Below are 21,326 nucleotides of genomic sequence, written 5' to 3' on the forward strand. Positions count from 1 at the left end.
TTTGCTGCTGAAGCGATTAGGAACTTTATTCATACAGACGAGAACCGTTAATTAGGGGGGTAATTTGCAGGTTAACGATAACGTCTATACTTAGCAGGTATTCCTAGGCAGCAAATACTAATTCTATTTATTTTTTAAGCAATCTTAACAAGAGCTTTTTGCTAATTGATTCAGTCTCTTAACGAATCCCTTGTTTTTGCTCGACTCATATAATTTAGCCTGGTTCGTTTCATGATGGTTGCCAATTTGGCATTTATTTTTAAATTTTTTATTTGTTCATTGCCAACAGTTTGTAATCTATATTTTCCGGGAATAATTAATAGGGGGTCACACCCATCATCCCCGATATAGATTGATTTCACTGGTTTTTAAGCCATTTTGTCTAGGACCATAAAACCAATTTTAAAATATTTTGATTATGGAAAATCAAGGTTTTAAGGATGAGGGGTGAAACCCTTCATTTATTCACTAATGGTGTTGGAGTATATACTAGAGGCTATTAATTTAAATTGTTAAGCCGATTCCTCCAGCCGCAAAATCAATCACGGTTTGATTGGAAAATTCATGGCTTGCTATGGCTTGCAACATTGCCAATGGTAAGGTGAGATGATTAGCACCGGCTTGGAGAGACGCGGCTGCTTCTGCTGGTGACTTGATACTAGCTGCTAAAATTTCCACATTACTGCCTTTGAGAATACTGGCCATATCTCGTACCAAAGCAATACCGTCTCCTAACAAGCGTTCAGCCCGATTGACATAGGCTATGGCGATTTTTGCCCCCGCTTCCTTGGCTACTGCGGCTTGTGCGGGGCTGTAAATGCCGGTGACGGAACAGGTGATTTCTGAGGAAAGGGTGGCTACTACCTCAAATCCTAGGGGTGTGGCAGGAATTTTTAAGATGGTTTGAGAACCAATAATTTCAAAAGCTTTTCTCCCTTGGGCTATCATTTTCTCTTTGTCTGAAACGAGGAGTTGATAATATACCGGACCTGAAGTTAAGGAAACTAAGGTTTTGAGGGTGGTTTCTGGTGGGGTGTTGGCTTGTGCTAACAATGTGGGGTTGGTGGTGATACCTTTTACCCAACCCCAATGTTTAACAATTTCGGCTTCTGCGGCAATAGCTGAATCTAAATAAAGTGCCATAATAACCCTGATTAATTCTTTCCAGGATTACTTTACAGCAGTTTATCCAGAAGAATTAACAGAAATATCTTAGCTAATTTTTCACGCTATCCTACGTACTCACCTCGATATAAAAAACATTTATGCCAATTTAGCCAAAAAGTGAGATACTGCAAAAAAATTATATATTCACCTCACATAACAACAAATGGAAAAACTACAATTATTTGGTATGCCTGCGGAGAAAGGGCGATGGCTACTGATACCTCTAAGTATCACTGTTTTACTGTGCTTGGGTACAGTTTATTCTTGGAGTATTTTTAGAAAACCTTTGGAAAAACTTCTTAGTGTGGGTGCAACTGATAGCCTATTACCATTTACGGTGCTGCTGGTTGTATTCGCAATTTTAATGCCAATCACTGGCTTTTATATCAATCGTTTTGATACTCGTCTGATTACAGGTGTTGGTGGGTTAATTACGGCAGTAGGTTATATCCTCTCTAGTTTGGGTGGCAATATTCCTACATTAACTATTACCTATGGTGTGATTGCTGGTATGGGTGTGGGTATCACTTACGGTGTACCATTGGCTGTGGTGGCTAAGTGGTTTCCTGATAAAAAAGGTTTGGCTGTGGGCGCTACTGTGATTGGATTTGGTTTGTCACCTTTAATTACTGCACCTTTGGCCAAGTTTCTGATAGATGCTTTTGGAGTTCAGCAAACTTTTGTAATTTTAGGTATTGCTTTTGCAGTTATTATTACCGCTATTTCTACTGTCCTCACAACTCCTCCTCCAGGTTGGCAACCAGAAGGATGGACTCCACCCGGATCTGTGCAAACAAATTCTCACACGACAACTTCAGGATCAATTCTTCAGACTTCCAGTTTTTATGGCTTGTGGTTGTGCTACACCATTGGTTCTTTTGCGGGACTGGCAGCTATTGGTATTTCTAGTCCTCTAGCACAGGAAATTATTAAATTAGATGCAGCCACAGCCGCAAATACAGTTTCTCTGTTTGCTGTCTTTAATGGTGCGGGACGGTTGTTTTTTGGGTGGTTTACGGACAAATTTACGCCAAAGTTGGGGGCAATTGTTTCCTTTGTTTTAATTTTGATTGGTTCGATTATGATGCTGAGTGCGGGTAAGGGCAGTGTACTCACTTATATAGTCGCTTTTTCGCTATTTTACTTGGCTTTGGGGGGTTGGTTAGCGATCGCTCCCACTTCCACTTTAATCATGTTTCAATCCCAAGACTATGCTAAAAATTACGGTATTGTCTTCACTGCTTACGGTATGGGGGCTTTGGGTGGAACTTTATTAGCTGGCAAAATTAGAGACATTTTCGGCAGTTACACTAATTTCTTTTATCCAACTGCGGGATTAGCCATTGTGGGAATTATTGTGGCTGTATTCATGCTGAAACGCACTTCTGCCAATGCCGATTTAGTCACATAATTTGTTCGTTTTCGACATCCCCTCTTTGCTTGTGCTTCCCGCATTAGTTAGAGGGTTGTCGGATTATTATGTGCATTTTCTAATTATTTTTAATTTTCTGCAAGAGTCAGATCCCCGACTTTTCTAAGAAGTCGGGGATCTTATCCCTATAGTGTGTTCAGTTACAGTTATTATCCCGTTAGTTAAGCAAGAATAGAGATTATTGAATTCAATTCCAACTCCTGAATTCTTTTTTGATAATTGATATGTAGGGGCTGCTGAATAAACCTAGAACTGAGATATATCAAGAGTTTGAAGGTAAAAAAGGTGAATCAGGTGCAAGGAATAAGGGTTGAAATCAGCAAAAACCTATCACTTGACCAGATTCAAAACTATTCTTCTCTTCTTCTAATTCTTCCTCCTGACCCTTCGACAAGCTCAGGGCATCGCTCCTGACTCCTGACTCCTGACTCCTAGCCCTCACAGACAACTTTTTCAGCACCCCCTATGTAGCCATTTATATAAATTTTATGCTGCGGTTTTATGAAACCTCGAATTATTGTTTGCGGCTTAGGGCGTACCGGATATAAAATATTTCGGTTACTGAGAGAACATGGGGCTTTAGTAGTAGGTATTCATCGCAAACCCGTTGCTGGTGAAACTGCTGCTAATGTAATTGTTGGTGAGTTACAGGCAGTTGCCACTTTGCAAGCAGCGGGAATTACCGAAGCACATACTTTAGTAATTGCGACTTCTGATGATGCCCTAAATTTATCAATCATGATGCAAGCACGGGTACTTAATCCCCAAATTCGGATTATTAACCGTTTTTATAATACGAATTTAGGTGAACGTCTTGATCAAACTTTGTCAAATCATTTAAGTTTGAGTGTTGTGGGTTTAGCCGCACCAGTATTTACCTTTGCCGCTTTAGGAAACAAAGCCATTGGCCAAATTAAATTACTTGAGCAAACTTGGCCAATTCAAGAAGAATATATTCACGAAAATCATGCTTGGAAGGGTAGAAAAATTAGCTGTTTATGGGAAGATCCAACGCGAATGCTGATTTATTATGTCCCTATCCAAGGGAAAATGAATGTAGTTTCAGCAGTGTTATTAGATCAACAATTGAAAGTAGGTGATCGCTTAATTATTGGCACTCAACCCCGCATTCGTCCACAACGTAAATCATTTATTAGAAAATTAATCAAAGCTTTTGCTAATATTAGGGAATTTCAGAAACACGCCCAATCAGTTGTCGGCATGGCAATAGCTTTATTAGTAATTATTTTACTCTCTACATTTACCTATGTTGCCAGTAAGCATAATCTCTCTTTTGTTGATGCTTTATATTTTGCTGTCGGCATGATTACAGGGGCTGGTGGTAATGATAAAGTCGTAGAAAATGCACCTGATAGCATCAAATTATTTACCGTTATCATTATGCTAATTGGGGCTGTGGTAATTGGGCTTTGGTACGCTACGCTGACAGATTTTATCCTGGGTAGTCGCTTAAAACAATTTTTAGACGCAGCGAGAATTCCCCAACATAATCATTATATTGTTTGCGGTTTAAGTGGTATCGGCATTAGAATTGTTCAACAATTACATCTGAGTGGCCATGAAGTAGTAGTAATTGAAACAGACGCTAATAATAGATATGTGACTACTGCTAGAGGTATGAGTATTCCTGTCATCCTTGCTGATGCCAGTTTTCGCGCTACTCTACAGTCAAGTAATATCAACACAGCTACCGCAGTTTTAGCTGTCACTAGCAATGATGCTACTAATTTGGAAATTGCTCTCAAAGCTAAGGCTTTAGCACCGAATATTCCTGTGATTGTCAACTATGCTGATCCCGATTTTGCTGGTATAGCACAACAGGTATTTGACTTTGAAGCTGTACTCAGTCCCGCTGAACTAGCTGCCCCTGCCTTCGCTGCTGCTGCCCTAGGTGGTAGGATTATTGGTAATGGCATTATTGCTGATAATTTATGGGTAGCTTTTGCCACCACAATTACACCAATACACCCTTTCTGTGATGAGTGGGTGAAAGATGTGGCCAAGTTGGCGGATTTTGTGCCTTTGTATGTGGAAATCAACCACGAAACTGTACAGGGCTGGGATTTATTAGAAACGATTCTCGCCCCTGGAGATGTTTTGTATTTAACCATGCCCGCTAACAGGTTAAATCAGTTATGGCGAGAAGAAGGAAAAGGTATTGGAGTTTAATTAATTTTTATGGCAAGATAGTTCTTCCTCGTCAGTTTCAACTATATCAGATTCCCAGCCGCAAGTCAACCCCCTTTATCTATAAAATGCGAAATTTTTTTCTTTTTTTAGGAATTATGTTATGCCTACGGCACGCTGCGCGTTAACGAAGTTACTCTGAAAGATGCACGCGCAAAGGCGCAAAGGTTGAATTTGCTCACCTGTTACCTATTTGTAGGATGATAATGTAGCACTTGTACAGTGTTATTGCATTCCCAAATAGGAAAATAGCGTGTCAATTCAAGAACATAAAATTACGGTAGATTCTTTAGAATGGTTTTATCGGGAAGCTGAACCGATTGGGAGAACTGATTTAATCCCTGTGTTATGCTTACACGGGTTAGTTTCTCAAAGTTATAGTTGGAGAAATGTTATTCCCAGTTTAGCAGCACAGGGAAATAGAGCGATCGCACCGGACTGGATTGGTTACGGATTTTCTGGTAAACCCGAAAAACAGGATTTTGCTTATACTCCGGACGCATTTATCACAGCTTTGGATGGATTTGTTAAAGCTTTAGAATTAGAAAGATTTTCCTTAGTTGTCCAAGGATTTTTAGGTTCAGTTGGGTTACAATATGCCTTACGTCATCCTGAAAAGATTGCTAATATTGCGATTTTAAATACACCCATTACCACTTCTGCCAAAATTCCTTGGAAAATCAAACAAATGGGTTTACCATTAGCTGGAGATATCATTACCCAAGATCCTTTGTTGGTTGATAGAACATTGGAAGGGGGTAGTCGTTACCGCATTGAAGATGAAGATTTAGATATTTATAGAAAACCATTTTTGAAAAGTTCTGCTTCTGGGAGAAGTCTCCTCACCACAATTCGCAATTTTCAACTAGAAAAAGCGATGATAGAAATAGAAAATGGGTTTAAAGAATGGCCACAACCTATTTTAGTCCAATGGGGGATAATTGATCCTTGGTTATCTGTAGATATGGCGGAAACTTTCGTTAAATCTGTCGCCAATGGTGAAATAATTAAACTTAATAATGTGGGACATTATCCCCAAGAACATTATCATGAAGTGATTTTACAGGATTTATTACCATTTGTCCGGCGTTCCCAGTCGAATTAGTTATAAACCTGTGTTTCTTGTTCTCTGCTATCCCTCTTTTTTGTATTTCTGAGAAGAAGGATAGTAAAGTCACATGATATATTACTTTATAGCAATTCCTATTCAAGTGAGGTAAAAGAAGTAATAATTAAACGCAGACAAACGCAGACAAACGCAGATGTTTTTGTACTTCTTTAGACGAGGAAATACTATATCAGTTTTTGATCTGCACATTCAAAATCTTTTCTACCTATTTAAAATAATGATTGAACAATATACAAATCAACAACATACCATCTTTCATGGTGATGCTATTAGCGTTTTATCAAATCATATTCCTTCAGAATCAGTAGATTTAATTTTTATCGATCCTCCCTATAATATAGGTAAGAAATTTGGTAATTTCCATGATAAATGGGAATCAGAAGCAGAATATATAAATTGGTCATATCAATGGCTTGATGAATGTATTCGCATTCTCAAACAAAATGGTACAATTTATGTGATGACAAGTACCCAAGCAATGCCTTATTTTGATATTTACTTGAGAAAAAAATTAACTATTCTCAGTCGCATAATATGGCATTATGATAGTTCTGGAGTTCAAGCTACAAAATACTTTGGTTCAATGTATGAACCTATTCTTCATTGTGTCAAAAATAAAAATAATTATATTTTTAATGCAGATGATATCAAAGTTGAAGCAAAAACAGGCGCACAACGTAAATTAATTGATTACAGGAAATCAGTTCCTACTCCCTATAATACAGAAAAAGTACCTGGTAATGCTTGGTATTTTCCCCGTGTTAGATATCGCATGGAAGAATACGAAAACCATCCTTCACAAAAACCAGCGTCATTATTAGAAAGAATTATTTTAGCAAGTAGCCATGAAGGAAGCTTAATACTTGATCCTTTTGCTGGAACTTTTACAACTGCTGCTGTAGCTAAAGTTTTAGGTAGGGAATCTATCAGTATTGAACTACAAGAAGAATATCTAAAAATTGGGTTAAGAAGGGTTTTAAAAATGGCAGAATATAAAGGAGAAAAACTCTTACCACCACAGAAAAACCATAATGTCAAAAATAAAAATGGTAAAAAAGTAGATTTAGATTTTATCCAAGGGAGTATCTTTGATGCAAATACTACAGCATGATTTCACGAAAACAATAATTAATATTCTTAATAAATATTTTCCTGGAGATGGAGATATTATTTTAAACAATAGTCAATTATTACAATATATCAATCTTAAAACTAAAGCTGCAAATCGTGGTTCAAAATCAAGAGCCAGCTTTGCTAATCATTATGCTATATATGTTTTAATTGAAGATTATTTGCAAAATAACTTTCATATACAGAATGGCTATGAAGATTATGAAGGCGCACAATATACTACTCTATTAATGAGACAAAGAGAACTACCTTTTGGAAGGAAACTTCAAAATCATGCTCTAAATCATCGTTTAAATGAAGAATTTAAAAAATATTTTCGCACCTCAGATTATTTACCAATAATAAGAGATTCAACAACAAATAGATATTGGATTAATGAAAATCTTTTAAAAATCGAAATTGGTGAGCAATTAATCAATATTTCTGAATCTGTTAAAGATATCATTGATGCTTATATTCAAGCCAGAATGAAATCATTCAATGAATTCATGATTTATTGTCAAAAAATGATGGAAATTCAAAATCAGTCATCTGAAGCAGCAATTGAATTTATTAGAAGTCTATTAAAGCCAAATGTAGATGCTAGAGTATTTGAAATTGTGAGTTATGCGATTTTAAAACAGTATTATGCAGAGCAAAAAATATACTGGGGTTGGTCACAATATGAATTAAATGTTGATCATTTGATTTTGTATAAGACTGGACGCACAAATGCAAATGATGGTGGGATAGATTTTGTTATGAAGCCTCTGGGAAGGTTTTTTCAAGTTACAGAAACTTTAGATACGGGAAAATATTTTTTAGATATTGATAAGGTACAAAAATATCCAGTTACTTTTGTAATCAAAACTGAGGATGAAGTTGAATATTTACTCAAAAATATTGAGGAACAAGCCAGGATAAGATATCAAATCAAAGCTATTATTAAGAAATATATGGAATGTATAGAGGAAGTGATAAATATTCCAGAGTTAATACTTCGTTTTAATAAAGTCTTAGATTTTCAAAGGGGTATTCAAGTAATTGAAGAAATAGTTTTACAAAGTCGAGTTGAGTTCAATATGGAAGAAGAAGTAGTTGAGGATGAAATATGATGATGATAAATATAAGATTTACACTTCTTAACCTACCTGCATCCTTGCTGTAAAATCACCATAACCTGATAATGAGAGTAGATGCAATCATTTGTAAATTGATGAAGGTAGGTTAGGATTCATGGCTTATTCGTGGTTTAAAGCATTTCATATTATTGGCTTTGTGGTTTGGTTTGCGGGGTTATTTTACCTAGTGCGGTTGTTTATCTACCACGTTGAAGCGAACCTTGAACCAGAACCAGCAAGAACGATACTGAAAAACCAGTATCAAATCATGGAAAAGCGTCTTTACGATATTATTACCACTCCAGGTATGTGCGTAACGGTAGCAATGGCCATTGGAATCTTATCTACAAACATGGAACTGTTACAAGAACCTTGGTTACATTTCAAATTAGGGTTTGTAGGGATTTTAATTGGCTATCATTATTACTGTGGAAGATTAATGAAGCAGTTAGCAGCGAATGAATGTAAGTGGACTGGTCAAAGTTTACGCGCATTAAATGAAGCACCAACACTTTTATTAGTTGTAATTGTGATGTTGGCGACATTTAAGAATAACTTACCAACGGATATTACAGCTTGGTTAATTTTTGGCTTAGTGATTTTCATGGCTGTGACTATTCAACTTTACGCCAAAATCCGCAGACGCAATCAAGAAAAACTGACAGCAGAATTAAATCAAATTCCCCAAGGGTAATCATGTATTTCTTCCTTTGCGCCTTTGCTTCTCTGCGCCTCTGCGCGAAACAAAAACAATGATATGATTATCGAACACTGCCAGCTTGACAATCCCGTAACCATAGTTTAACACCTTGAGCGATCGCCCCGTTACTACTATTTCTCGGTGGTGCGATAGGTGGTTTGACTGGATAACTACCGTCTTGGGTAAACATCATTACCACAGTCCAACCAATGTTCGTTTTTGTCAAAAATAGCCTGTGAAATTCTTGTAATTCCACAGGTTTTTTGTGGATATATGTCCGTTCTAGGGTAGTAAAGAAAACCTGTTTTACTCCTTCGGCGTTATACTTATCCCCATTATCAATACTTGGATTTAATGGTAAAGGTTCAAACTCTGGTTTACCCGCAGCTAAGATATAGGAAAAAGTATCAACACTCCGTTTCAGAATACGCGCACGCTGGATAACACGATTAGTATAGCTAGGTAAATCTAACATTAGCTGAGTTGTTAAAGTTTCTAAACTTTGCTCAGAACAAGAATTACTAATTTTGGGATTTACAGGTTTGGGAGGAATATTTTTAGCATCAGCGGAGTAATGAAATCCAGGAGCAATAAATAGCCAGCAATTACAGGCTATCAAATATAAGCACCAAAAAGCAGGAGAGAAATTTACTTTCTTCTTCCTTCTTCTTTCTTGCTTTTGAACTCCTAAACTACAGAAAGGCTTTAGCATTGCTTGTTTTTGCCATAATTGGTGTCTAATTAACCTAAACCTATCGCTTTATGGTGATCCCGATTTTCTATTTACTTGTACTGATAAGCAATAACAGCTTTGACATCTTTTGTACCAAAATGTATAGTATAAAATACTAACACCGAGAACTGTTAGCTTGTGCAGTTTTTAGGCAGGCCTATATTTACCACTTTTAGGAGTTGTCAGTCAATGAGCGTGAAATTCACAGGAAAAATCCGAGCTATTAGTATTAAGGAAGGCAAAAGTCGTCTGGGATTTATTGATCCCGATAGACCAATACCTGGTCATGAAGGTGACATACTTTTCTTTGCTGATAAACTGATTGGTATCAGTATTGAATATGTTGAACGAGCAGATGTAGTAGAATTCAGTATTACTGAATGGAATAGAAAAGATGGGACTATACAAAAAATTGCCCAGGAAGTGCGTTTCTTGAATAAGACCATTAGTTTAACAGGTGTTATCAATTGGGTAAGCATAGAAAAAGGTAACGGTTTTATCAAAACCGACCAACCATTAGACAATCTAAATAAAGATTTATTCTTTTTTAAAGAAGATTTAGAGGAAATACAAATAGAAAATATTGTAAAAGGAGATAAAGTTAGATTTGTAGTAAAAATTATAAATTATAGAGATGGGAGGGTTATAAAATCAGTTAAACATATCCAATTGCTGTCACCTAGAACAAATCAACCTATACATTCAGTTACTAATATACAAACTTCTGATATAGTATCACCAATCAATTCACAAACTTCTGAGATAGAAAAATCAATCACCAATTTACAAGTTTATAATAACAATATTTTCAATTTAAAAGAACTCAAGGAAAAAATTTGTTTATTTTTGGGTAATCATAAGACACTATCAGATCCAGCAGAGTTTGAGGATTATACATTTATGATTCTCAGGCTACTTGGTATTCACAGTTTATATCAATACGATAAAAAAAACCAAGCTGGTAGAGCCGATGGTTTTTTCATAATTGGTAGTCTAGCAGTGATGTATGACTGTACTCTCAGAAACACTTTTGAAGAACACAAAAAAGAACAAATTGAAAATTATGTCAATAAATTGAAGAACTCTCAGATCACAATTGATTTTAGATTAACAAATGGCGATGTTAGAAAAAAAACTCTGCAAATCCAGGGTAAAAATTGTCAGGTATGGATAATTACTAAGAACAATACTAGAGAATTGTATGATGTTGACGGAATTCGCGTTAAAGAAGTTGCAGTTCAGGATCTAATGAACGTCTTTAATAAAAGACTGTATTCAGATGCGTTTGAAGAAGATGAACTATCTGCAAATTTGGCAGTAATTGATAAATCTTGATTGTTAGACAGATATTTTTTCCTAAAACGTAAAACCGATTTGATTCAAATATTTGCTCGTTATTAATTTACTCCCAACAAAAGCAAAAAAATAGTATTAAGAGGGTTGACAATTGATTTTGAATTTGTTATCATGAAGATGACGAGGAAGAACTATCTTGATAATCAGATTATATCTTCAACTCCTCAACAATCTGATTCCAAGCTAACTCAGGAACAGCCGCCGCAGTAATGGGACGACCGATAACGAGATAGTCTGCACCCGCTGTGATAGCTTGAGAGGGAGTGAGCGATCGCTTTTGATCTCCCTTCTCGGCCCATGTTGGCCGCACCCCTGGACAAACCAGCAAAAAGTCTTTTTCACAACTTGCTCTTAATTGTTGCACCTCTTGGGGAGAACAAACAGCCCCATTTAAACCAGAATTCTGTGCCAACAGTGCCATTTCTAAAGCAAATTCTGGCAATTCTAAAGGTATTTTTAAATCAACCGCCAATTGTCGCGCCGAAATACTGGTTAACAACGTAATAGCGATTAACTGAGGTGGTTTTGTCCCGGCTTTTTCCGCCCCAATTTGCACCGCTTCCGCCGCAGCTTTTAAAGCATCATTACCACAAGTTGCGTGAATTGTCAATAAATCCACCCCATAACCAGCCGCAGCGCGACAAGCACCGGCGACAGTATTGGGGATATCGTGAAATTTCAAATCTAGGAAAATTCGCTTTTCTTGAGATTTGAGGATTTCCAGAATCTTGGGACCAGTGCTAGTAAACAACTCCAAACCAACTTTCCAGAAAGTGACTTGGGGAAGTTTATCAACAAGAGCGATCGCACTATCTAAATCTGGTACATCTAAAGGTACAATAATTTTTTCATCATTCATCATTCATAATTCTGGTTATTACTTATTACATATTATCCAATTTATTATACTTTAATAGCGATGTTTAATATGACTACTTTTGAGTAGTTTAACAATTAGATTTACTTAATTAAAGCCTACAAGTGTTTAATAACATATAAATACTGTGTAATAGAGTACAACAAAAATTTTGCTCTTAACCCTGTTATTTCCCTAATTTATAAGTGTAAATTATGAATATTTGGAAAATAGTTTAAATATTTCTATTTTAGAAAAATTAATATAACTTCATATTTATATTTTCTTAATATTTTATTGAGAATAATTTCTATTTATCAACGATCTTGCAATAGTTTCAGCGATTTGGTAAAATTTCAAAATCTAGGCGTAGTATATCAATTTTCTAAAATTGTAGGAAGTAGAATCTGGAAATCCTTTATTTATAGGTATTTGAGAAATAGGGAAAGTGAGAACGGGGAAAATATTCAGGAGTGATAGAGAATTTTTTGGACAAATTTAGAAATACATTGATGTAGTTTTGTAAAGCAACGTCAAGGGTGGGTTGACAAAATAGACAGTTTATGATAATTGAATCAGCAAAGATATTAATGCTAACGATAAAGTCAAGGCTAATTTACAAGAAATTAATCAATTAAGAGAACAAGTAATTAAGGTTCTTCCGTACCTGTTATGCCAAATATGGGTTTATTTACCCCATAACCCATATAAATAAAGGGTTTCATTGTGTTTGATGCCAAATTTATGTCAAATTAACCAATGAATTAACGTAAAATCCTTATATGGCAAGGATTTTGGGATTTAAAACAATAATTTAGCATAGTAAGTACGGAAGAGCCGTAATGGTTCTTCAGTACCTAATATGCTAAATTATGAGAATAAAAATTCTAAATAAAATAAAGAAGAGCATCAAAGTCATTGATGTAGTATTTGACTTACGAGACCAATTTGTTGTTGACTGTGAGTGGTTTAAATTTGAGGACATTTACCGATTATCTTATTTTAGACAGGGAATAGATTCCCTGACTGACTCTGGAATGCTGACTGCTGACTGCTGATAGCTACTTTACCAACCGCACAAAATTCTTCTTACCCACCTGTAACACCTTATCATATAAATCATCAGGTGTAGAAAAACTTAAATCCGCATCAGCAATCTTATCACTATTTATCCTCACTCCACCCTCCTGAATTTTCCGTTTACCTTCGGCTGTACTTTTACATAAACCGGTAGCACCTAAAATAAACGCTAATTTCGCCGGAAATTGAGGAATAGCAGCTAGAGAAAATTCTGGTAATGCTCCCTCCTTCCCACCACTTTTTGCCGCTTCCTTCGCCTCATTAGCTGCTTGTTCACCGTGATACTGACGGACAATTTCCCAGGCTAAAAATTCTTGGGCGTGGCGCGGGTTTTCTGGCAGACTATCCAAAGGTAAATCCGTCAGCAATTCAAAATACTGCGACAGTAAATTATCTGGTATACCTTGAAGTTTTTGATACTTTTGGGAAGGATGTTCTCCTAAACCCACATAATTACCCAAAGACTTAGACATTTTTTGGACACCATCAGTCCCAATTAAAATTGGTAATAACAGTCCAAATTGAGGTTTTAGACCAAAATGACGTTGTAGATCTCGTCCCACCGCGATGTTAAATTTTTGATCAGTCCCTCCCAATTCCACATCAGCTTCCACAGCCACAGAATCATAACCTTGCATCAGTGGATACAGGAACTCATGGAGAAAAATGGGACTCTCTTGTTTATAACGTTCCGCAAAACCTTCCTTGGCTAACATCTGTCCCACAGTCATAGTTGAAAGTAACTCCAAAGTTTTCCCCAAATCTAGACGGGAAAGCCATTCTGAGTTATAACGGACTTCTAACCTACCGGGAGTATCAAAATCTAAAATAGGACGGACTTGGTCAAGATAAGTTTGGGCATTTTCTGCCACATCAGCTTCCGTAAGTTGACGACGCACCTCAGATTTACCAGTAGGATCACCAATTCGGGCAGTAAAATCACCAATAATCAGTACCGCTGTATGACCAGCATCTTGAAAAGCCCGCAACTTCCGTACAGGTATACTATGACCAAAATGAATATCTGCCCCAGTCGGGTCAATACCTAGTTTAATTCTTAAAGGACGGTCAGAATTGAGTAATCGCTTTTCCAAACTTTCCGGATCATTATCACCAACATGGGGTTGCGGAAAAATTTCTGCCACACCACGATGCAACCAAGAGAAACTTTGCGTCATACTAAGAAATTCGCTATTAACTATACTTTCCACTCTAAAAGTTAAGTTTGTTATGTTCACAAACCAATTATCTGTCCTTTCTCCGGCCAGATTACTATAATTGCAAAAAATTAACTGTCTTTTTCCATTTAATGAATTACATTTAAATTTACAAGTGAGGAAGTGAGATCGCCGTGTCGTCTAGGACTTTTGCAAACAAACAACCACAAGAGAAGGATTCATCTGGATTTGAGTTTTTTAAGGGAGTAGGTCAGATAACTGGCGGTACTTTGCTATCCATAACACTCCTAACAAGCTCTATTGTTGCGGGAACACTGGTAGGTTTAGCCATTAGTTTCCGTAATTTACCAGATGTTAGACAAATAAAAAACTTTTTCCCCTCGGAAACAACTTACATATACGATATAAAAGGCAAACTTTTAACCAGTATTCACGGAGAAGCTAACCGAGAAGTAGTACCCCTCAATAAAGTTTCCCCCAACCTCAAACGCGCCGTCCTAGCCAGTGAAGATGGTCACTTCTACGATCATCATGGGATTAACCCCACTGGTGTTGGTCGTGCTGTCATCGTTAACATGGTCGCAGGTGGAGTCAAAGAAGGTGGTTCTACTATCACCATGCAATTAGTTAAAAACCTATTTTTATCTCAAAAACGGGCTTTTACGCGGAAATTGGCAGAGGCTGTCCTAGCAATTCGGTTAGAGCAAATCCTCAGCAAAGAGGAAATTCTAGAAATGTACCTCAATCAAGTTTATTGGGGTCATAACAATTACGGTGTGCAAACAGCAGCCCGCAGTTATTTTAATAAATCAGCAGAATATTTAACTTTGGGTGAATCAGCTATGATGGCGGGTTTAATCCAAGCACCAGAAGAGTTTAGCCCTTTTGCGAGTATGAAATTGGCCAAACAGAAACAAAAGGAAGTTCTGGGGCGAATGATCGAATTGAATTGGATTACCCAAAAAGAATATGATGATGCCCTGAAACAACCAATTAAACTGGGTAAAATCAGGTCTTTTCAAGGTAGTGCCTCACCTTATATTACCAACACTGTAGCCCAAGAGTTGGCGAAAAAATTTGGACGTGATTCTCTGCTCAAAGGGGGAATGCGCGTCCAAACTACGGTTGATGCTAAATTCCAAGCAATGGCCGAAGAAACCGTTAGAGATTGGCATGAAAAGCTTCAGTCTCAAGGGTTGAATAAGAATCAAATGGCCTTAGTGTCAATTGATCCCCGCACCCATTTTGTGAAAGCCCTTGTCGGTGGTGTAGATTACAAAGCCAGTGAATTTAACCGAGCTACACAAGCTCAACGACAACCAGGCTCTTCATTTAAACCATTTGTTTACTATACCGCCTTTGCTACTGGCAAATATGCACCAGATAGCACAGTGATAGATGCTCCAGTCAGCTACCAAGATGGTAATAATAGGTACTTCCCAAGAAACTATGATGGTGGCTTTGCCGGAGCGATGTCAATTCGCAAAGCCCTCGCTCAATCTCGAAACATCCCAGTGATTAAACTTGGTAAATCGGTGGGGATGAATAAGGTGATTGAAACCTGCCGGACATTAGGAATTATGAGTCCCATGGAACCTGTTACCTCTTTACCTTTGGGTGCTATTGGTGTCACTCCCCTAGAAATGGCCAGTGCCTATGCTACCTTTGCTAATTATGGCTGGCAGTCACCATCTACTGTAATTGTGAGAATTACAGATAGTGCTGGTAACGTGATTCTCGATAATACACCCAAACCTAAACAAGTTCTTGACCCTTGGGCATCAGCAGCGACTATTGATATCATGACTTCAGTAATGACAGAAGGTACGGGAAAAGGTGCTGCTATAAATCGCCCCAGTGCGGGTAAAACAGGAACTACATCCTCAGAAAAGGATATTTGGTTTGTAGGTACTGTACCCCAACTAACTACTGCTGTCTGGGTAGGACGGGACGACAGCAAACAGTTAGCTAGTGGAGCAACTGGTGGTGGTACTGTAGCCCCCATTTGGCGAGATTTTATGACAAAAGCACTTAAGGGCGTACCCGTAGAAAAGTTTAAGCCTCCTTCTCAGTTTCCCCGTCCCAAATCAAACTAATTGGTCAGTTGTCAGTTGTCAGTAGGGGCGAAGCATTTGGAAGATAAATTATCGGTCATTGCCAAAAATAGTTCTCCAAATACTTCGCCCGTACAGTTGTCCGTTGTCCGTTGTCAGTGGGAGAAAGAATTTTCCCACTGCCTCCCCTGTTCCCAGTTATTTTGTTTGTTCCAATTCCGCTTTCATCCTTTCTAATGTCACGTTCATTGGTTGAGTCGAGGGAGGATATTATTCCTCGCCCCTCTCAGTTAGATCCGGGCGTGCGACTTTCACCGCACCCGGCTCCCGATGTTCTTAGCTTCCGCTTTTGCTGATATGTATATAATCGTGGCAGATGAAAGTGAATGGCTAGAAGGTTTTTAGGTTTCCAATTGTTATGGTTTCCATCAACAATGATGCAAATGTACCTTCTCATCCCCAATCATTTTCAATCCACAATGACCACATTTATGGTTTTGCCGTTTAAGGGCTTTAGAGGTATCGCTGTTATAGAGCTTGCTGTTGCGCTCGCTCCAGTAACTTAAATCTCCATCGTAGGGTGATTTCTCACCTTTGACATTGATGTGTTTGTTTTCGGAGTAAGGAACTGCTGGGAATGCTTTCTTGATTAGCTCGTGGCAGGTATGGCGATTCTGCTTAGTTTCCTTGTTGAATACCCTGAATGCTCTGTGATTGATGTGCCATAAGGAAAACTTCGACCCATCCATCTTGCAGAAGCGGTGGTAATTCCTCCAACCTCTAACTACTGGGGCTAATTTCTCAGCCTTTGTGGTAGCACCATAATTCGAGTTGTTGATGATGTGTTTTACTTTCTTGCGAAAAGCTTTGTAGTTATCCACTGAGGGGGTACATCTAAACTTTCCGTTTTTCTGGATTTTAAAGTTCCAGCCGAGGAAATCAAACCCATCTGTCGCGGCGGTTAGCTTTGTCTTTTGCTCACTGACTTTCATTCCCCGCTCTGCTAAAAACTGACTGATTTTATCAAGTATAACGGTAGCATCGTCTTGGGGACGGAGTATTATTACCATGTCATCTGCGTAGCGGACTGATGGCTCAATAATATATTCCTTGGAGGTTTTGTCTGTGATTCTACAGTTGGATGTCCTGTGATATCTGTGAATACTTTCAATCCCATTTAAGGCGATGTTAGCTAATAGTGGGCTTACCATACCACCTTGAGGTGTTCCTTGTTCGGGAAACTCTGGATTAACTCCGGCTTTGAGACATCGGAAAATTCCTTGTCTTATGCTCTTGGGAGCAATGAGTCTGTCCATAATGGCGGTGTGGTTTATCCTATCAAAGCATTTTTCGATGTCGAGTTCTATAACTCGTTTATCTATTCCGTTGACGCGAGAATTTAGGTTATTGAACAGGATTTTCTGGGCATCGTGTGCCGAGCGTCTCGTTCTAAACCCGTAGCTCCTGTCATGGAAAGTTGCTTCGTGTGCTGGATCTAATGCGTATTTAACAAGGCATTGATACGCCCTATCTGCAATAGTGGGGACTTTGAGAATTCGGGTTTTGCCATCCTTTTTGGGGATAGGTATTTCACGTAATCCCTGGTGTTTCCAGTCGTTACATTCGCTTGAGAGTTTTTCGCTCAGTTGAAACCTTTGCTCAAAAGAGAGCGCGGTTTTACCGTCAATTCCCGCTGTCTTTTGCCCAGCATTTAGCTGTGTTACTTGACGAATAGCCAGTAATCTTGCGGAGGTTGATTTCAGAATCAGCTTTTGTAAGGACTTCGCTTTGCGCTTGTCTCCAACAAGAACAGCTTTATACACGCGTTTTTGTAGGCGGAATAAGTTACGGCGGAATTTCTTCCAAGGCAACGTCTTCCAGGATTCACTAGAGTTGCCTCTGTGTCTAATCATGCTCTGCGACCATTTGTGTATTCTGAACACCTCAGACCAATTACGGCCTGTCCTACCCGGATTGAGGGATTTCCGCTGCTCGTCCAGCCTACTTAGGGTTCGACCGCCCTTAGACCCTCAATCCGTTTTTATTCGTTCCCTCGGTTGATTGATAGTTCCGTTAGGTGTAGCCAATTCAACCACTGGATTCCCTAGACTCTTACCGCTATCTGACCAATATGCGGCGGGAATTATGCTCCAGTGAAGTCAGGATTTTGCTGTTGTGTCCTGCTCAATGTTCGGTTGCTTTTCTAGGCTGGTGTTTCACCGTAGGAACTCCCCATTAGCACCAGTGTCACCCCACAACGGATGTCTGATTATGCCCTGTTCCCAGCTTCGACCTCCCGATACCGAGTCGGGTCATCGTGGGCAGATAGGGAGTCATACCTGAGTCTGGTAGATGGGACTTTCACCCATATCAGACCGAGAGTTCAACCTTTTTCCATGATTGGATTGGATTGGGTTGGTTAGCTTATGTACGGACTGATTACCGTGATTCAGCTAACAACGAATCGCACTGATCAAACATTTGCTGTGGAGTTACGCCAAACTGACCTAGTTGAGTTTTTAGTTGCTGTATGGTCATTTGCGCCATGAAATCCTCTGATAGCTCGAAACGCTTCATAAAGACGCGATATCTGTCCATCATGGATTCCATTTGCTCAATAAACAGCTTTTTGCCCTCGCGGTCAAATTTGCCGTAGCTGTTGCCAAGCTGAATCAGTGCTTGATAATCTTCAAACAATTGCTTGGCTTCGTGCTGGACTATTTCCGAGTCGAAGAATCCCATTTTGCTTTTCTTTAACTGAGTGCTATGACTTCAGTAGCTTCAAATTTTGTCTCTGTTCCCATTTTAGTGTAGAAGATTCATCTAGGGAAACTACTTCGGTTCAAGTAGGAGTTTTTACCGAAATTTCACTACTTGACTTCAAGTGGATAGAGTTAGGGGGGATGTTAATGAAGTTTGGTTGATAAAAACTTACCTAAGAAAGAAGCAATACTCAAGGCTTTGGACATTGATTGAGGCTTAACTGTTTCATTGACTTGAATTGGCAAAAGGGCAGCGTATTTTAAGGCTAGTGGTTGTTGAGGATTAATTTTTAATGCTTGACCGATGTAGACTTTACTCATGCCTATAAATTTCTGGTGAAAATGGACTACTCCCAGTAGTGCGTAGTAATCACTGTTATTTAGGTCTAATTTAATAGCATCTCGCAGTTCTTTTACTGCTAAGTTCCAGTTTTCCTGATTATAATATTCTACGGCTCTCTCATAGTAAACTTGAGCATAGCTTATTGGCTCTGGTTTGAGAATTGTTGTTGAAGATGAGGTGTCTGGAGGTCTCTGGTTTTCTTCCTGGGGGATGATAGATTTAGATTGATTAGCCAGTGGACTGTTTGGTTTTTGGTGTGATAGATAGACTATATTTAACGTACTTAATTGCTGTGTTATGTGACATGACTGAGGTAATGAATGATATTGCTCATACCCATAGGATGTAACTACGTCTTCATAAAATAATTCTGCTTCTTCAGCAGACATTGTTGATATTGCCTGAATGGTAGAAACTTTGATAGCACGGACTTTCTGTGGATCTAAAACTTCTGCTTCTGAGCGTAGTAAATTTATTACATTTAAGCGTTTTTTCGTCTGATTGAGTTGTTCATAAGCTGGATTAATCAATTGTGTAAATACTGCTTGAGCTAATTCCTGATCTGGTTGGTTATGCTTGATATAGTTATCAGGATGTAGCAACTTTGCTAGAATATAATACCGTTTACTGATTTGACGTTCATCAGCATTCACTGACACCCCTAGCACAGCGTAGGGATCAAAAAGCAGGTTTAACCATTCTGTTGATAGGGAATTGAGTGGCATCATATCATTATTTACAAATTAATCTTGACTATTACTGAATTTTATCTTAAAGTTCCATTCGGTATTTTGAGCATGACTGTCAAGCAAGCAATAATTCTATATTATTACAAAAAGAGGGAAGAGGGAAGAGGGAAGAGGGAACAGATAAGAAACTAAAGTTTCACTAGTTCAGAACTTGAGTCAAAAAAAAGATGTTTTTAAAATATGCGTAGCCCGAAAAAAACAGTTTCATTATTTCAATCTCATGTTTTTAAACATGAGTTTTCTCTGTTCTCTGTTGCCCGTTCCCTGTTCCCTCTGAAGAATTAATCAGTTCATGAATCAAGTAGAATGGCTATAGATAAAATGATCTTAACTAAACGAAAAAGCCGGACTATTGCTGCTATTTTAGCCTTTTCTGGCACATTAACGATTTCGGGTTTACATAAATTCTACGTGGGACAGCCACTTTGGGGAATACTGTATGTTCTATTGTCTTGGACACCGATTCCCAAGGTAGCTTGTGCTATTGAAGGGGTTTGGTATTTAACTCAAGATGAAGAAACTTTTGATCGGTATTTTAATTTGGGTGAATCAGTAATGAAGGTATCAACCCAAGTTGGGAATCAAGTAGAATCAGTTGCTAATGCTTTGCGTGAGTTAGAAGCACTCCGTCAAGATGGATTAATTTCTGAATACGAGTTTGAGCAAAAACGTCGGCAAATGTTAGATCAAATTTAGGTAATTGGTAATTGGTAATTAGTAATTGGTAATTGGTAATTGGTAATTGGTAATTGGTAATTGGTAAAAGGATCAGGTTAAGAATGAATAAGTGGCTACCTTTAAATCTGAAATTGCAAAAGCTTCGCGCCAAGCTGCTGAATGATCCTTATTATCGTTTACAGTCGGGGGAAGAGGTACAAATGGCCGCTGAATTGGGTTTGGGTATTGATGCTAATCAAGCAACTGTGGATGATTGGCTGCGTTTACCTGGGTTGTCAATTCACCAAGGGCGATCGCTTGTGGAACTTTCTCGCGCTGGTGTGATATTCTATTGTATCGAAGATGTGGCTGCGGCTTTGGGTTTGCCAGTACAACGATTAGAACCGCTCAAGTCTTTGCTGAATTTTAATTATTATGATCAAAATTCCCTCGATAAACCCCAGCAAGTTAACCCTAATACTGCTTCGGTAGAAAGTCTTGCCAAAATCCCTTTTATAGATTTATCCCTAGCACAGACAGTTGTGGAAAACCGTCTGGCTGCTGGTTCTTACCGGAGTTTAGCAGATTTTCAACAACGTTTAGAATTATCTGGGGATGCGATCGCTCAGTTGATGTATTATTTGCGGTTTTAGTCAGTGGTCAGTAGGGGCGAAGCATTTGGAAGATAAAT

18 protein-coding genes and 1 pseudogene are annotated in these 21,326 nt (G+C 38.3%); 11 read left to right on the plus strand and 8 right to left on the minus strand.

Annotated elements, in window-relative coordinates; translation table 11 throughout:
- Nucleotides 1-504 precede the first annotated feature (504 nt).
- The gene (locus ANA_RS19935) at nucleotides 505-1,143 is read right to left on the minus strand and encodes a transaldolase family protein (RefSeq protein WP_015083222.1); all 639 of its coding nucleotides are present in this window, start codon (nucleotides 1,141-1,143) and stop codon (nucleotides 505-507) included.
- Nucleotides 1,144-1,330: 187 nt separating this feature from the next.
- Between ANA_RS19935 and ANA_RS19940 the strand changes: the two genes are divergently transcribed.
- A complete protein-coding gene (locus tag ANA_RS19940) occupies nucleotides 1,331-2,578 on the plus strand; it encodes an L-lactate MFS transporter (RefSeq protein WP_015083223.1) in 1,248 nt (415 codons plus the stop codon).
- Between the two features lie 337 nt (nucleotides 2,579-2,915).
- Here ANA_RS19940 and ANA_RS28340 read toward each other — a convergent pair whose 3' ends face one another.
- Nucleotides 2,916-3,047, minus strand: coding sequence for a hypothetical protein (locus ANA_RS28340; RefSeq protein ID WP_256380219.1), 132 nt, complete (start codon nucleotides 3,045-3,047; stop codon nucleotides 2,916-2,918).
- Nucleotides 3,048-3,100: 53 nt separating this feature from the next.
- On the opposite strand from ANA_RS28340, the gene ANA_RS19945 reads away from it, so the two are divergent.
- The 5 genes from ANA_RS19945 to hemJ all read left to right on the plus strand — a co-directional run bounded on the left by ANA_RS19945 (nucleotide 3,101) and on the right by hemJ (nucleotide 8,861).
- A complete protein-coding gene (locus tag ANA_RS19945; protein WP_015083224.1) occupies nucleotides 3,101-4,789 on the plus strand; it encodes a potassium channel family protein in 1,689 nt (562 codons plus the stop codon).
- 271 nt (nucleotides 4,790-5,060) lie between these two features.
- Entirely contained in the window at nucleotides 5,061-5,912 is an 852-nt protein-coding gene (locus ANA_RS19950) for an alpha/beta fold hydrolase (protein ID WP_015083225.1), read from the plus strand.
- A 241-nt stretch (nucleotides 5,913-6,153) separates the two neighbouring features.
- Nucleotides 6,154-7,047, plus strand: coding sequence for an adenine-specific DNA-methyltransferase (gene yhdJ / locus ANA_RS19955; protein WP_015083226.1), 894 nt, complete (start codon nucleotides 6,154-6,156; stop codon nucleotides 7,045-7,047).
- Nucleotides 7,028-8,161, plus strand: coding sequence for a hypothetical protein (locus tag ANA_RS19960; protein ID WP_015083227.1), 1,134 nt, complete (start codon nucleotides 7,028-7,030; stop codon nucleotides 8,159-8,161). The genes yhdJ and ANA_RS19960 overlap by 20 nt, the downstream gene beginning before the upstream one ends.
- A 121-nt stretch (nucleotides 8,162-8,282) precedes the next feature.
- Nucleotides 8,283-8,861: a protoporphyrinogen oxidase HemJ gene (gene hemJ / locus ANA_RS19965; RefSeq protein ID WP_015083228.1), complete on the plus strand. Its 579-nt coding sequence runs from the start codon at nucleotides 8,283-8,285 to the stop codon at nucleotides 8,859-8,861.
- Nucleotides 8,862-8,928: 67 nt separating this feature from the next.
- Here hemJ and ANA_RS19970 read toward each other — a convergent pair whose 3' ends face one another.
- The gene (locus tag ANA_RS19970) at nucleotides 8,929-9,579 is read right to left on the minus strand and encodes a hypothetical protein (protein WP_015083229.1); all 651 of its coding nucleotides are present in this window, start codon (nucleotides 9,577-9,579) and stop codon (nucleotides 8,929-8,931) included.
- A 210-nt stretch (nucleotides 9,580-9,789) separates the two neighbouring features.
- Between ANA_RS19970 and ANA_RS19975 the strand changes: the two genes are divergently transcribed.
- On the plus strand, nucleotides 9,790-10,935 hold the full coding sequence (locus tag ANA_RS19975; protein ID WP_015083230.1) for a cold-shock protein: 1,146 nt from the start codon (nucleotides 9,790-9,792) through the stop codon (nucleotides 10,933-10,935).
- A gap of 169 nt (nucleotides 10,936-11,104) precedes the next feature.
- Here the strand turns inward: ANA_RS19975 and pyrF are convergent, their stop codons facing one another.
- On the minus strand, nucleotides 11,105-11,815 hold the full coding sequence (pyrF, locus tag ANA_RS19980; protein WP_015083231.1) for an orotidine-5'-phosphate decarboxylase: 711 nt from the start codon (nucleotides 11,813-11,815) through the stop codon (nucleotides 11,105-11,107).
- A gap of 1,058 nt (nucleotides 11,816-12,873) precedes the next feature.
- Nucleotides 12,874-14,070 carry a tyrosine--tRNA ligase gene (tyrS, locus tag ANA_RS19990; RefSeq protein WP_015083232.1) on the minus strand — a complete coding sequence of 399 codons (1,197 nt, stop codon included), beginning with the start codon at nucleotides 14,068-14,070 and terminating at the stop codon, nucleotides 12,874-12,876.
- A gap of 173 nt (nucleotides 14,071-14,243) precedes the next feature.
- Between tyrS and ANA_RS19995 the strand changes: the two genes are divergently transcribed.
- Together ANA_RS19995 and ANA_RS24995 are read left to right on the plus strand one after the other, a co-directional pair.
- Entirely contained in the window at nucleotides 14,244-16,166 is a 1,923-nt protein-coding gene (locus ANA_RS19995; RefSeq protein WP_015083233.1) for a transglycosylase domain-containing protein, read from the plus strand.
- 15 nt (nucleotides 16,167-16,181) lie between these two features.
- Entirely contained in the window at nucleotides 16,182-16,361 is a 180-nt protein-coding gene (locus tag ANA_RS24995; protein WP_162471204.1) for a hypothetical protein, read from the plus strand.
- A gap of 99 nt (nucleotides 16,362-16,460) precedes the next feature.
- On the opposite strand, the pseudogene ANA_RS20000 reads toward ANA_RS24995, so the two are convergent.
- From ANA_RS20000 to ANA_RS20010, 3 genes and pseudogenes are all read right to left on the minus strand, one after another.
- Nucleotides 16,461-18,037 (minus strand): annotated as a pseudogene (locus tag ANA_RS20000) (group II intron reverse transcriptase/maturase).
- A 526-nt stretch (nucleotides 18,038-18,563) separates the two neighbouring features.
- Entirely contained in the window at nucleotides 18,564-18,866 is a 303-nt protein-coding gene (locus tag ANA_RS20005; protein ID WP_015083236.1) for a DUF1825 family protein, read from the minus strand.
- A 164-nt stretch (nucleotides 18,867-19,030) separates the two neighbouring features.
- Nucleotides 19,031-19,957 carry a J domain-containing protein gene (locus ANA_RS20010; RefSeq protein WP_235082127.1) on the minus strand — a complete coding sequence of 309 codons (927 nt, stop codon included), beginning with the start codon at nucleotides 19,955-19,957 and terminating at the stop codon, nucleotides 19,031-19,033.
- Nucleotides 19,958-20,302: 345 nt separating this feature from the next.
- Between ANA_RS20010 and ANA_RS20015 the strand changes: the two genes are divergently transcribed.
- Nucleotides 20,303-20,674, plus strand: a complete 372-nt coding sequence (locus ANA_RS20015) for an NINE protein (protein ID WP_041458635.1) — start codon at nucleotides 20,303-20,305, stop codon at nucleotides 20,672-20,674.
- 83 nt (nucleotides 20,675-20,757) lie between these two features.
- Nucleotides 20,758-21,288: a ComEA family DNA-binding protein gene (locus tag ANA_RS20020; protein WP_015083239.1), complete on the plus strand. Its 531-nt coding sequence runs from the start codon at nucleotides 20,758-20,760 to the stop codon at nucleotides 21,286-21,288.
- Nucleotides 21,289-21,326 lie beyond the last annotated feature (38 nt).

It is taken from the genome of Anabaena sp. 90 (genome assembly GCF_000312705.1).
Classification (GTDB): Bacteria; Cyanobacteriota; Cyanobacteriia; order Cyanobacteriales; family Nostocaceae; genus Dolichospermum; species Dolichospermum lemmermannii.

What these genes read in the sequence shown, in the direction of transcription:
- ANA_RS20010 (WP_235082127.1), bottom strand. Translation starts at nt 19,957, where the DNA reads ATGATGCCACTCAATTCCCTATCAACAGAATGGTTAAACCTGCTTTTT.
- ANA_RS19975 (WP_015083230.1), top strand. Translation starts at nt 9,790, where the DNA reads ATGAGCGTGAAATTCACAGGAAAAATCCGAGCTATTAGTATTAAGGAA.
- pyrF (WP_015083231.1), bottom strand. Translation starts at nt 11,815, where the DNA reads ATGAATGATGAAAAAATTATTGTACCTTTAGATGTACCAGATTTAGAT.
- ANA_RS19935 (WP_015083222.1), bottom strand. Translation starts at nt 1,143, where the DNA reads ATGGCACTTTATTTAGATTCAGCTATTGCCGCAGAAGCCGAAATTGTT.
- hemJ (WP_015083228.1), top strand. Translation starts at nt 8,283, where the DNA reads ATGGCTTATTCGTGGTTTAAAGCATTTCATATTATTGGCTTTGTGGTT.
- ANA_RS19960 (WP_015083227.1), top strand. Translation starts at nt 7,028, where the DNA reads ATGCAAATACTACAGCATGATTTCACGAAAACAATAATTAATATTCTT.
- ANA_RS20005 (WP_015083236.1), bottom strand. Translation starts at nt 18,866, where the DNA reads ATGGGATTCTTCGACTCGGAAATAGTCCAGCACGAAGCCAAGCAATTG.
- ANA_RS19970 (WP_015083229.1), bottom strand. Translation starts at nt 9,579, where the DNA reads ATGCTAAAGCCTTTCTGTAGTTTAGGAGTTCAAAAGCAAGAAAGAAGA.
- yhdJ (WP_015083226.1), top strand. Translation starts at nt 6,154, where the DNA reads ATGATTGAACAATATACAAATCAACAACATACCATCTTTCATGGTGAT.
- ANA_RS19945 (WP_015083224.1), top strand. Translation starts at nt 3,101, where the DNA reads ATGAAACCTCGAATTATTGTTTGCGGCTTAGGGCGTACCGGATATAAA.
- tyrS (WP_015083232.1), bottom strand. Translation starts at nt 14,070, where the DNA reads ATGACGCAAAGTTTCTCTTGGTTGCATCGTGGTGTGGCAGAAATTTTT.
- ANA_RS20020 (WP_015083239.1), top strand. Translation starts at nt 20,758, where the DNA reads ATGAATAAGTGGCTACCTTTAAATCTGAAATTGCAAAAGCTTCGCGCC.
- ANA_RS19940 (WP_015083223.1), top strand. Translation starts at nt 1,331, where the DNA reads ATGGAAAAACTACAATTATTTGGTATGCCTGCGGAGAAAGGGCGATGG.